General features: G+C 27.5%; 10 protein-coding genes. 5 read left to right on the forward strand and 5 right to left on the reverse strand.

Translation table 11 applies throughout. The features are described from left to right. Positions 1-91 precede the first annotated feature (91 nt). On the forward strand, positions 92-1,651 hold the full coding sequence (gene lnt / locus F0310_RS01145; protein ID WP_182117143.1) for an apolipoprotein N-acyltransferase: 1,560 nt from the start codon (positions 92-94) through the stop codon (positions 1,649-1,651). On the opposite strand, the gene F0310_RS01150 is transcribed toward lnt, so the two are convergent. Further along, the gene (locus F0310_RS01150) at positions 1,609-2,388 is read right to left on the reverse strand and encodes a hypothetical protein (protein ID WP_182117144.1); all 780 of its coding nucleotides are present in this window, start codon (positions 2,386-2,388) and stop codon (positions 1,609-1,611) included. The genes lnt and F0310_RS01150 overlap by 43 nt on opposite strands. Before the next feature lie 58 nt (positions 2,389-2,446). Further along, entirely contained in the window at positions 2,447-3,049 is a 603-nt protein-coding gene (locus tag F0310_RS01155; protein ID WP_182117686.1) for a deoxynucleoside kinase, read from the reverse strand. Positions 3,050-6,061: 3,012 nt separating this feature from the next. Here F0310_RS01155 and glpT point away from each other — a divergent pair. The 3 genes from glpT (at position 6,062) to F0310_RS01175 (ending at position 10,105) form a co-directional block, all read left to right on the forward strand. Next, positions 6,062-7,429 carry a glycerol-3-phosphate transporter gene (gene glpT / locus F0310_RS01165; protein WP_182117146.1) on the forward strand — a complete coding sequence of 456 codons (1,368 nt, stop codon included), beginning with the start codon at positions 6,062-6,064 and terminating at the stop codon, positions 7,427-7,429. 66 nt (positions 7,430-7,495) lie between these two features. Further along, entirely contained in the window at positions 7,496-8,509 is a 1,014-nt protein-coding gene (gene glpQ, locus F0310_RS01170; protein WP_182117147.1) for a glycerophosphodiester phosphodiesterase, read from the forward strand. A 33-nt stretch (positions 8,510-8,542) separates the two neighbouring features. Beyond that, positions 8,543-10,105 (forward strand): glycerol-3-phosphate dehydrogenase/oxidase, encoded by a 1,563-nt coding sequence (locus F0310_RS01175; RefSeq protein ID WP_182117148.1) that lies wholly within the window; start codon positions 8,543-8,545, stop codon positions 10,103-10,105. Between the two features lie 232 nt (positions 10,106-10,337). Here the strand turns inward: F0310_RS01175 and F0310_RS01180 are convergent, their stop codons facing one another. The 3 genes from F0310_RS01180 to F0310_RS01190 are packed head-to-tail and all read right to left on the reverse strand — an operon-like array spanning position 10,338 to position 12,393. After that, a complete protein-coding gene (locus tag F0310_RS01180; RefSeq protein ID WP_182117149.1) occupies positions 10,338-10,832 on the reverse strand; it encodes a DUF327 family protein in 495 nt (164 codons plus the stop codon). Then, the gene (locus tag F0310_RS01185) at positions 10,822-11,379 is read right to left on the reverse strand and encodes a bactofilin family protein (protein ID WP_182117150.1); all 558 of its coding nucleotides are present in this window, start codon (positions 11,377-11,379) and stop codon (positions 10,822-10,824) included. Before F0310_RS01185 ends, F0310_RS01180 begins: the two co-directional genes overlap by 11 nt. Continuing rightward, positions 11,380-12,393 carry a peptidoglycan DD-metalloendopeptidase family protein gene (locus F0310_RS01190; RefSeq protein ID WP_476577986.1) on the reverse strand — a complete coding sequence of 338 codons (1,014 nt, stop codon included), beginning with the start codon at positions 12,391-12,393 and terminating at the stop codon, positions 11,380-11,382. It abuts the gene before it with no gap. Between the two features lie 249 nt (positions 12,394-12,642). Between F0310_RS01190 and rdgB the strand changes: the two genes are divergently transcribed. After that, positions 12,643-13,242: an RdgB/HAM1 family non-canonical purine NTP pyrophosphatase gene (gene rdgB, locus F0310_RS01195; protein ID WP_182117151.1), complete on the forward strand. Its 600-nt coding sequence runs from the start codon at positions 12,643-12,645 to the stop codon at positions 13,240-13,242. The last annotated feature ends 16 nt before the right edge of the window (positions 13,243-13,258 follow it).

Consider the following 13,258-nt stretch of genomic DNA (forward strand, 5'->3'; position numbering starts at 1 on the left):
ACTATACTATATATTATACTATGCAATACTGCATATTAACACCTAGACTTACTATGTAATATACTTATTACAAATAATAAAAAGAGGAAAAATGAAAAAGAAATATATTTACTTAGTCTTATTCTCCAGTATTCTTACAACTTTAGCAACTCCAAACGAAATAAAAGAAACAGGATATTCAGCTATTGGATTTTTCGCATATATACCACTTTTCATTGCATTAATTAAAACAAAAAACAAAAAAACTCTGATTAGCCTTACAGTCTTTTATTTCCTAATAGCCAATAGCCTACAAAATTTTTGGCTTGCGTTTTTTCAATACTTTGGGATATTAACATTCCTGGGAGCAATAATAGGGTATATACCTTACTCTTTTGCGTTAGGATATTTACTATATTATTCCATCAAAACTTTCAAGAACAAAGCATTAATTTTAGCTATACTTTTTACTATTTACGATTACTCTAAATCCATTGGATTCTCAGCATATCCCTGGGGGTTTTCAGCTTTTATGATTAGCAACTTCAATGATTTAATACAAGTAGCTGACATTTTTGGAGTCTTTTTTGTATCATTTATTGTCTATTTTTTTAACGCAGGAATTGCAAGTATTTTAATAAAACAAAGTAAAGTAAACATATTAAGCACATTTTTTTCTATAATACTAATAATTGCATCTTCTACTTATGGAATAATTAAAAAAATAGAAATAAATCCAATATTAAACAAAGAAATAGATACTTTGAGCATTGCAGCAATTCAAATTAACATTGATCCCTGGCTACCTGGAAATTATAAAGAAAGTATTAAAAGATCCATTAAGCTTACAAAAGAAGCTTTAAAAGAGAATCCAGACACGGAACTCATACTCTGGAGTGAAGGAGTACTAACTCTTCCGTTTAATTCTTATAAAGAATATATCTATGATAATTTAGATTTACTTGAATTATATAATTCAATAAATGAATTAATAATAGAAAGCAAATCTCACTTTATTATTGGTTCACCTTCTAATATAGATCAAAGATTAAGAACGCATCAAAATTCTGTCTATGCAATAAAACCCAACCTTAATATAGAAAATATATACTCTAAAATATTTTTAGTTCCATTTGCAGAAAAAATACCATTTTACAATTATAAGCTTGTAAGAGAATTTTTTATTAACAATTTTGGTATTTCAGGACAAATTAGTGGAAATAAACTTGAAATATTTAAATTAAAGAAATTCCGCTTAGCTCTTTTAATATGTTATGATGATGCATTTACTGACCTTGCAAGGGCATATAAAAAACAAGATGCAAATTTATTGTTAAACTTCTCAAACGATTCCTGGTCAAATACAAATTCATCAGAATGGCAACATTTCGTAGTAGCCAAATTTAGAAGCATAGAAAATGGAATTAAAACAATTAGAGCAACAAATTCTGGAATAACTACAATAATAAATGAATATGGAAAAAACATTAAAAGTTTAGAAACATTTAAAGAAGGATACTTAACTTTCAAAGTCAAATTGTCTCCAAAGATTACAACAATTTACGAGCACATTGGAGACTTATTTATATACATGATAACAATAATGATTGTAATAATGACATTAAGATTTTATTTTATTGAAGCAAGAACCCACTTAGCCCCCTTTCTCTGAAAGCTTAAAGTCTGATTTCCACTCCAAAATGGAATGTTTTTAGTAATATTATTCTTCTTGGCCTTAACTTGAACATTGTAAGCAACATCGGTATCTCTAACAATCTTTAAAGATTTTAAGTCATAAAAATCATCAACTGAAAGATAACTTAATTCATCTAGTTCATCTTTATCAAGATTAATTGATGCCCCTTGTAATTTTGAAATAAAAACATCCTTGGCTTCAAACCTATCAAAAACTCTAACTTCATCTGCAATAAAAGAACTTATTAAGGCAATATTTTGCAAAAACAGAGCTCTTACAAATTTGTTAAACTGAAATTTAACCGCCTGTTCCTTATTATTCTCCCTTGCTTTCTCAGCAATGTATTCTATCTTAGGAGCATTTGTGAGTTCATTAATCTCAATTTTATCATGATTTATCCCTGGAATATCTTCAAGCTTAACATCTTCAAACGCGATGGATTTAGTCCCCATACCTTCAATATCTATTTTAGAGTCAATTTCTTCGATAGCAATTTTAAAGTCAACCTCTTCTTTAAGTCTAGGATAAATCTCTAAAGCCTTCTTCTGAAATTTTTCGCCTTTCTTAACTTTACCAACATCAATATATCTCTGACCTACTTCATAATAAAAAATAGCAAGTTCTTTTTTTTTATCGTTAATTACAGAATTATTCTCTGCAAACAAACTCGAAAAAATCAAAGAAAAAAATAAAAATAATATAAACTTTCTCATGCCAACCTCCAGCAAAATGTAGACTTTCCCCCCTCACCAAAACAATAAGTATAAATAATTATATTACAAGTTTATCTTTAATTAAATAAATAAGCTTATTTTTGTGATCATCATCAAAAATATTTATATTGTCATAATCAAGCATTAATTTAGGTGACAAACTATAATTATCATACCAACTCAAATACTTAATGTTAAGATTATAAAGGTATTCTCTAGAAATTCCTGTCTCAAAACTTCTATTTCTATTTTTGATTCGTCGTTCAGCTTCATCAACACTACAATTAAGATAAATCATCAATTCAGGTATCTGAGAATGTTCCAGCATATTATCAAGTAAATCAAGATATATTCTATATTCGTAATCAGACATATACCCACTTTCATTTAAAAGAGTAGCAAATACACGATCACCATAAATAGATCTATCAAGTATGCCTCTCTTAGTTCTAAAAATAGACTTTATGAGTTTAAATCTCTCATTCAAAAAATTAATCTGAACTGGAAACGCCCATCTAGACTTATCATTATAAAATTTATCTAAAATAGATAGTGTAAATTCATTATTTAACTCACTATAAAAAGGAATATTAAGCTCCCAAGACAAGACATTTCCAAGCGTAGTCTTTCCTGCTCCAATTAAACCCTCAATTACAATCACCAAATTTGCCTCCGCATTTAAATCAATATCCATGATAGTTAAAAACCAAAATTATTTAAACCATCAAAAACATGAGAACTTATATTAATAGAACTAGTAATAAAATTTAAAAAATAATTAAATTTTTCAAGAGAACTAATTCAGTAAACTTTAATGTTTAAAGGCATTGACATTAATAATGATAAAAATAGCATTTTAGCAGCATAAGAATTACTTAAGTAATATTTTTATAATTTAGAAGAATATTTAGATGGATACCAATACCGTAGTAACCGATTTAAATGGGCCCTTTTTTCCTTACTATTTACTAGACTATTTACTAGCGTGATAATTAGAAATTCTATAAAAATGTAATTAATCAAATAATTAAAAATAATGAAATTTTTATCATAACACTACTAAGTAAAAAGGAAATAATAAGAGATAAATATTTTAAATATAAGATACTGTTAAATATATTTACAAAATAAAAGGCCAAGAAGATAAACTCTATATAAATACAAAAGACTTACAAAAAACAAATACAGAAGATATTATAATTAACAAATCAAATAGGAAATTCAAAAATATAAAAATTTAAAAATTTTAAAAAACTTCAATTATTAATAATAAGGATAACAAGATATCAATAAGAAAAATTATCAGAATACAAAATATCTTATTACAAAGATATAAAGATAATAATTAATATCTTTGTACCAAATCTAATAAACCTTGAAAGAATGGATATTATAAAATCAAAGAGGAAAGTAATAAAAATCAAAATAAATAGATATATAAATTATAAAAAAAATAATTAATGTATTATAGAAAATTAATTTTAAAATAAATTTACATTAAATATAATGAAGCTAAACATTATTTATACAAATTTCAAATAATTTGCTTCAGAATTTTTAGAAATGTTTATTCTACTAACACTTTGCACAGGCCCATAGCTATGCAAGTATTATTTCCATAACGTCCTACTGTAGTAGGAGAAATAATAAAGAGTGGCTATATAGATATAGTATTTAGATGGGGATTGGAACAATATTATTCGGTTGTTTATACAGCTTCAAAAATCAACAAAGTCCATTTAAATCCTGTAGTTAGTATTAGACTAGTTGTCACTGGAAGATTTCTAGTTTTAATACTCTTTCATTACATCAAATCTCAAATGCTTGAAGCTTTTTTAGAACCCTAATGACACATAGTATTTTTCTAAATGGTAGAAAAGTAGACCCTACTTTTAAACCACTCAAGGCATTAGTCTACCTTTATTGCAATTCCTGGTTTTTACCCGGATTTATTGACCAAACATTATATAATATTTTATTGATGTCTCTAGGTCTATTAGTACAGCAATTTGTAAAAGAAGTAGATAAAAATCCATTCTTTCCGTTTATTATTAGAGCAATATTGATTTCTATTTGAATAATCTTTGGAGAAATGAACGGTTACGCTATTAACCCAGTAATACTTAGATCAAGTTTACTATTATTAGTGGCTGAGGAGGGGTTTAAAATGACGACCTGGGCTACATTCATATCATACTTATGTATTAGACTCTATAGATTAGATCTATTTTAGAAAAAAAATCCTAAGTATGATCCAAAAACTAATTACTAATTAGTATTTAAATAATTTAAAATAAGGATGAATTACCTTAAAGTATACCTATATATTTATCAAAGTGAAACTAGTTAAAGATAAATAGTATTTGACAAAAATTCAAATATGAAAGAAATCAAACAAAAATAATTTACGCAAATTTATCCACTACAGTTGTAGGTTAGCACGACTCTAATTAAATATAGAAATACCAATTAGAATTTGTAGCAGAAGCATTAATCAATTCAAAATTTTTTTCTATTGAAATTACATAAACTGGTATTATAAATCAATAAAAGATCACAATCGTTTGAGACAAAAATATAAAATATCCAACTTACAATATAATATTATTTCAATAAGAAAAAGATAAAATCATTTTACAAAAACAGGTATTCTATTAGATGATTACTTTAGTGATATAAAAATAAAATGCATATTAGATAATATTAATAAATATTATGACTAACTTTTATAAAAATTAGTCATACCAAAAGTAATTTTACTAAAATTAAACGAAGTTATATTATATACATATGAAAAAGCAGATTCTTATACATTTGAATCATAAATCCCTATGCAAGGAGACTGGTGAACAAAACACAACAACATGTGGATAATCATGTCTAAAAAAGGAATGACTAAAATATCTATGAAAATGGAATTTTAATACTGTTAACATAAATAATGATCCCACAATTAATTACAAATCAATTTAATATAAATTGAATAGAAGCTAAATAATTCAACTTCCTAATACTCTAAAGAAAGTATCTTTATTAGAGAAACCATAGTTCAATGATTAAGAAATAAGATAAAACTATTCAGAAAAAGTTCTAAAGAAGACAAGCTAAAAACTTCCAAAAATGACATTAGAGAAATTTATTTTTTGCAGACATTCATAAGTATTTGGAATAAACTTTCATTGAGGTCCTTTATGACAAAATCGATATTATTGAACACAAAAGAGAAAGAGCTAAAGTATATGTTACAAAATGTTGTACTTGAAAGCATGCACCGCAAAACTTTAATATATTAATAGTAACGAAAAATTATATTCAAAACTTTTAAATACATAAATTAAGAATTAAATTAGAAGTTAGTCAAATGGAGCTGTTGATCCTATAGACAATACTGTGTGGGGGTGGGATTTTACTACTTTATCTTGCTAAAAAAGTCTTAAAAAAGTCTTGAAGAGATAATAAATCTCTGGCAACCAACCAGATAAAAAATTTAAACTTTCAATTAAAAATAAAAGAAAAATTTGATTTATAATTGGAACAAAGCTACTGATATAGAAGAATCTTGGATTAAATAACAACTAAACAAATAGTCAGATGAAAATTTTATGTAGGTTAGTAGAATTTAAATTCTGTGTCTAATATTTTAATGAATATATGATAATAAGTGGAGATAAAGATGAAAAAGTTATTTAATTTTCTCAGCCCAGCACAACACATAAAAAGAGTAAAAAAAGATATAGAAGATTCACTATACAAAAGATTAAGGTTTCAAATATTTGTTTCAATATTCATTGGATATGCTGGTTTTTATTTAACAAGAAAAATTTTTTCGTTTGCTATGCCTGAACTTGAAAAAGAAGGCTTTGGAAAAGGACAACTAGGAATAATTTTATCCGGCGTTTCAATTGCATATGGATTCTCTAAATTTATAATGGGTAATGTCTCAGATCGAAGCAATCCTAGATATTTTCTATCTCTAGGATTATTCTTGTCTGCCATAATTACTGTTATTTTTGGTTTATTTCCATGGAATTCAATTGAAACTACTACAGCCGTAATACTCATGTTCGTTTTAATGTTCTCAAACGGATGGGTTCAGGGAATGGGATGGCCTGCTTGTGGAAGAACTATGGTACATTGGTGGTCAACAAAAGAAAGAGGGATAACCGTTGCTACTTGGAATGTAGCTCATAATACAGGAGCAGCGTTCTCGGGAATCATATCATCTTGGGCTCTTCTTCACTTCAACAAATGGCAAGCTGTACTTTATGTACCAGCAATGTTGGTGATAGGAATTGCCATTTTTGTTCTTTTTACATTAAAAGATACTCCTCAATCTGTAGGACTACCGCCAGTTGAAGAGTACAAAAATGATTATCCTGAAAATTATACAAAAAAACTAGAAGAAGAACTCAAAGCAAAAGACATTTTTATAAAATATGTTTTTAATAATAAGTTACTTTGGTACATAGCTATTGCTAATGCATTCATATATTTTGTCAGATATGGCATTTTAGATTGGTCTCCTACATATCTATCACAAGTAAAACACTTTTCTATAAAAGATTCAGGATGGGCATATTCCATTTATGAATTTTCAGCCATTCCTGGAACAATAATTTGTGGATGGATATCTGACAAGATTTTTAAGGGAAGAAGAACTGAAACCGGAATAATTTTTATGTCCGCTGCTCTTGTTACAATAGTTATATATTGGAAATTACCAGAAAATACATCTATTATTACAACTACTCTTTTGGCAATAATAGGATTCTTAATTTACGGACCTGTTATGCTTATTGGACTTCATGCTCTTGACCTTGTCCCTAAAAAGGCAGCAGGTACTGCCGCAGGATTTACAGGATTATTTGGTTATATAGGAGGTTCTGTAGCTGCGAGTGCTATTACAGGATTTGTATTGCAATACTTTAATTGGAACACCTATTTTTATCTATTAATAGCTTCTTGCTTACTTGCAATAACATTTATAAGTCTAGCATTTAGGCAAGAAAACAAAACAAATAGGAATAATAAAAGAACTTAATAATTATATGGAAATAGAAGATTAACAACTATATAATGTAATGATACTAATATAAGAGGTTGTAAAATGAAAAAAATAAAACTTAAATTGTTGCTGTTATTAACAAGTTCTTTTCTCATCAACTCTTGCGAGAAGGAAAAAATAGGTACTAGTAAGGTATCACCTATAGTTATAGCTCATAGAGGCGCTAGTGGTTATTTACCAGAACATACGTTAGAGGCTAAAGCATACGCTTACGCTTTAGGAGCTAATTATCTAGAACAAGATATTGTTCTGACAAAAGATAATATCCCTATTATAATGCATGACCCAGAAATTGACACAACAACAAATGTTGCAGAAATATTTCCTGAAAGAGCTAGAGAAGATGGAAGATACTATTCTGTTGATTTCACATTAAGAGAGCTAAAATCGCTAAAGATTAGCGAAAGATTTGATCCTAAAACTAGAAAAGCAATATATCCCAACCGTTTCCCCTTAAGTGATTACCATTTCAAAATTCCAACTCTAGAAGAAGAAATAAAATTCATACAAGGATTAAACAAAAGTACAGGGAAAAATGTTGGAATTTATCCTGAAATTAAAAAACCCTTTTGGCATAAACAACAAGGTAAAGATATATCCAAGATTGTAATAGAAATCCTAAATAAATATGGCTATAAATCAAAAGAAGATAACATTTATCTTCAAATATTCGACTTTGATGAACTTAAGAGAATAAGAGAAGAAATTGGTTATAAAGGAAAGCTTGTTATGCTCATCGGTGAAAATGATTGGGACGAAGCGCCTACAGACTATGAATATATCAAATCAGAAGAAGGTATGGCAGAAGTTGCAAAATACTCTGATGGTATAGGACCTTGGATACCTCAAATCATAATTGATGGAAAAGTATCGGGACTTATTTCCTTAGCTCATAAACACAAAATGGAGATTCATCCTTACACTATGAGAATTGATGCATTGCCTTCATATGTAAAAAACGCAAATGAATTATTAAATTTACTATTTAATGAGGCAAAAGTAGATGGAATATTTACAGATTTTCCTGACATAGCAATAAGCTTTATAAAAAAATAAATTTATTAAGAATAAGGAGAATATTTAATTTTTATGAACAAAACCGAAAAAAAACAATTAAAGGATTTTAATAACAAAGATTTTGACATAATAATAATTGGTGGGGGAGCTACGGGCCTGGGAATTGCAATAGATTCAATTACAAGAGGCAATAAGACTTTGCTTATTGAAAAATTTGATTATGCAAAAGGTACATCTTCTAGATCAACTAAACTAATACATGGCGGCGTGAGGTATTTAGCTCAATTAAATATATCCTTAGTAAAAGAAGCACTACATGAAAAAGCATTACTTGAACAAAATGCACCTCATTTAGTTAATGAATGTGCTTTTGTTTTACCCATATATAATATTTTTAGCCTACCTTACTACTATTTTGGATTAAGATGGTACCATAACCTTCTTGGAAAACATAAAAAAACTAAATATAAAACAAAACTACTGTCAAAACCTAAAACAATAGAAAAAATTCCAAATATTAAAACAGAAGGCCTTAAATGCTCTGTGCTATATTATGATGATTCCTTTGACGATGCTAGAATGGTAATAAGCATGCTTAGAACCTTTACTGAAAAAGGTGGAATAGCATTCAATTATACAGAACTTATAAAGTTTAATAAAGAGAAAGGCAAAATATCAGGAGCTGTTATTAAAGATAGAATAAATGACATAAAAGTTGCAATAAAAAGTAAATGCATAGTCAATGCAACAGGCATTTTTGCAGATGAGATTAGAAAAATAGACGACCCTAGTGCTCTTAACATTATTAAACCTTCTCAAGGAACACATATAATACTTAAAAAAGAAAAATTCCACACAAATTATGCAATGCTTATACCTAAGACAAGTGATAATAGAATTTTATTTGCGTTACCTTGGCATAACGGAGTTGTTTGTGGAAGCACAGATGTTTCAATAGACAAAATTGAAGAAGAGCCTAAGAGTTTAGAAAGTGAAATTGAATTTATAATAAATAATATGAACGATTATTTAAACACTAAAATAAGTAAGAGTGACATCAAAAGCGCTTATGCGGGGATTAGGCCACTTATAATAGACCCTAAAGGAGAGCAAAACACTTCAAAAATATCAAGAGATGAAAAAATCTTTATATCCGAATCTAATCTTATTACAATTGCTGGAGGTAAATATACTATTTTCAGAAAAATGGCAGAAAAGACGTTAAAAATAGCAATAGAAAAAAATTTAATACCTAATTCAATCTCTACTACAGAAAACTTAAAGTTACACGGTTATCTAGAAAAGGAAAAGGTACTCAATATCCCTGAACCCTTTAGGGTTTATGGAAGTGATTTTAAAAGCTTAACTGAAATGAAAGGATTTAACAATAAGATTCATGCTGATTTATCATTAAATGAAGCTCAAATCAACTTTGCTATTGAATTTGAACAAGCAAAAACCGTAGAAGACATTTTATCAAGAAGAACAAGGTCACTGCTATTGAATGCAAAAGCTACAATTGAAGCTACACCAAAGGTAGCTGAAATTATGATGCATAAACTTGGCAAAAATGAAGAATGGAAAAGTAATCAAATACAAACCTTTATAGAGACAGCCCAAAAATATTTGATTTAAAAATAGTATTTAGTATCCTCTCTTTTTTTAAATCAAAAAAACTTATAATTAATACTCTCATAAAATGACATACAATCTACTACCCTAAACATCGTTTTTATCATAATAAACCTAAATAAAAGCAAAATAACAGCTTTGAAATAGTAAAATAATCATTAAAGAATATAGAAAAAATAACCACTGCATAATTTATTCCTATCTCAACTATCTATATTAATTTAAAATAAAAGCTTCATATAAGCAAATTTACAAGCAACCCTTGAATTTCTTCAAGACTACTTAAAAGCTCAACTTGAGAAACTTGACTTTGCAAAACTGAATAAGCAAGTTTATCAAGCTTTTCATTAATAACTCTAATAATTCGATATTTAGGCCTCTTTATCTCTTCACAGCTTCCCCCTTTTTGTTCCTTAATAGAAATAGAAGATGATAAGATAATTGAGAAAAATTCTGCTATAGTTTTCTTGTAAAAAATTACATTTTGACGAGAAGGTTCACTTAAAAGTTTTTCTCCAATATCATTAATTTCATCTAAAATATTTTTAATAAAATCAAGATTAAATTCTCCATTCTCAAGCAAAATAAAATGTTTATCCTTTTTTATAAATTCTGACTTAAACACAGAAGAAAAAAAACTTGACTTACCTATATCAACTTTTCTCTTATTTTTTCTATAATCTTTCGACTCAAGATTTAAAGCACCCGATACTAAATTATTAATCTTCATCTGCTTTACTTATATCATTTAATAAATATTTATTACTCTCCCCTTCCCCTATTTGAAAATCTCTAACAATTCTTTCTCCTTTCATTTCTTTATTCACTTCAATTAAAATATCTTCATTTACCTTATAAGAGCCTGTATAAACAAATATATCTTTTTCAGAAAGCCCAAGATTTCCAGTGCCAATATTCATATATCCATCAACAATTGCACCCTCTTCAACTTCGATTGACCTGCATGAAATATTACCAATCACACACCCTGATTGAAAAACTTTAATTTTATTTTCAGCATAAATATTTCCAAGAACTATTCCAGAAATAACAATCTCATTCGCATTAATATTTGACTTAATTCTACCTGTTTCCCCAATTATAACTCTTCTAGTAGAACTAATAGACCCAAGAAAATCACCATCAATGCGTATAAAATTATTTGAAATTAATTCCCCTTTAAAAAAATCATTCTTACCAACTATAGTTTTGATTTCATCAAAAATAAAATTTGAAACAACTTTCTTATTCTTCTTTACAATCAAAAAATTTAACATCTATTTTGAAGCTCCCGTTGATAAATTTAAATACATATCCGGATTTATAACTTGAGACCCTATTCGAACTTCATAGTGAAGATGAGGACCTGTAGAATACCCTGTTTGTCCAAGAAATCCAATGACCTGCCCTTTTTTAACATAAGAACCCTTTGAAGTGTTTAAGCGAGAAAGATGAGCATAAAGAGTTGATAATCCATACTTATGCTTAATTTGAACAAAATTACCATATCCTGTTGATTGATGACTAGCCCTAATAACCTCTCCATCAGCAGCTGCAACAATAGCTGTTCCAATTCTTACTCCCGCAAGATCTATTCCTTTATGAATATACCATTGCCTAGTAAAAGGCTCAATAGCAGGTCCAAAATGCAAAGAAATAATGCCATCTCCTTTAATAATTGGCCAAAGAGAAGGGATATCATTTAACAATTTATTTTGAGAATGAAGTAACTTAACTATACTCTTAAGAGGAGCAATAGATCCTTCTATCGTGCTTTTAACATTTTTAAGATCACTCAATTCTTTTATTACATTAGCATCCAACACTTGCAAATCAAGAAAATCTACAAAGTCACCATCTAATTTATTACGGTTCAAATCAATACTACTTTCCTTTATTTTTAAAGAAGTTCTAAGTTCATCTAACACTCTAGAAAAATTATTAGCAACAGAATTAATTTCAACAACTATGTTCCTAAAATCTTCAATTTCAGATTCCGCAAGTTCATAATTCTTTTCAGTAGACTTAACAATAGATGTAAGAGTAACATAATTAACTGTTAGTAAAACAAACCCTATAAAAATAACAAGAAAAAATAAAAAAAATAAAAAAAGAGTTAAGAAAGAAATCTTTATGTTCTTAACATTACCTTTAACATGAGGAACAATCATGAAACTAACATTTTGACTAAAAAAAGAGTAAATACTTTTTAAAACTTTAACAAAAGAATTAAGGATTATAAAACAAAGCTTACCCAGTCCTTTTAAAAATAAGATAATTTTATACCTCATTTCCTTTTTAATCACAGGCCTTACCTCATTCACTAATTTATAAAGCTTTAGAACACTTAACTCCATTTTAAATGTTAATTAAACTATAAACATTAAAAATTCTATTTCATTTCTAAAATTTGCTTACCATGCGCTCATACTCATTATCTCTAGTAGATCATAAATTAATTATCACAAATACTTTCAGTAACAACGCTATAAGTAATTTAAAAATATACAAACTAAAATAAATGATTTATTATTTATACAATGAAAACACTATTTTTTGCAACTACTAATATGAACAAAATAAACGAAGTAAAGCAAATTTTAAATATCCCTAATATAAAACTTGAAATTCCTAAAAATTTTGATGTAAAAGAAACAGGCAAAACTTTTAGAGAAAATTCCTTAATCAAAGCAAAAGCTTTATTTGAACTTTTAAATAGAAAGAAGAATGTTTTTAGTGAAGATTCTGGGCTATGTATTAAGGCTTTAAATCTAGAACCCGGCATTTATTCTAAAAGGTATGATAAATATAAAATTGGAAAAAAGCTTAGTAGTCACGAAAAAAACCAGCTCATTATCGATTTAATGAAACATAAGGAAAACAGAGAAGCATATTTTGTATGTATAATTAGTCATATTTCAACAGATGGACAAATAAGTAATTTCAAAGGTATCTTTAAAGGTAAAATTGCTTCTAATATTGATTATTGTAAAAAAAATAGATTTGGATATGACCCAATTTTCCTAACTAATAACAATAGAAGACTTAGTGAATTAAATATTGCAGAAAAAAATAAAATATCACATAGAGGAATTGCATTTACTAAATTTAAAAATTTTTTAATAAACCATTTAGTTTAAAACCAAAATTCAAAAA

Source organism: Borrelia sp. A-FGy1, assembly GCF_014084025.1.
Taxonomy (GTDB): Bacteria; Spirochaetota; Spirochaetia; order Borreliales; family Borreliaceae; genus Borrelia.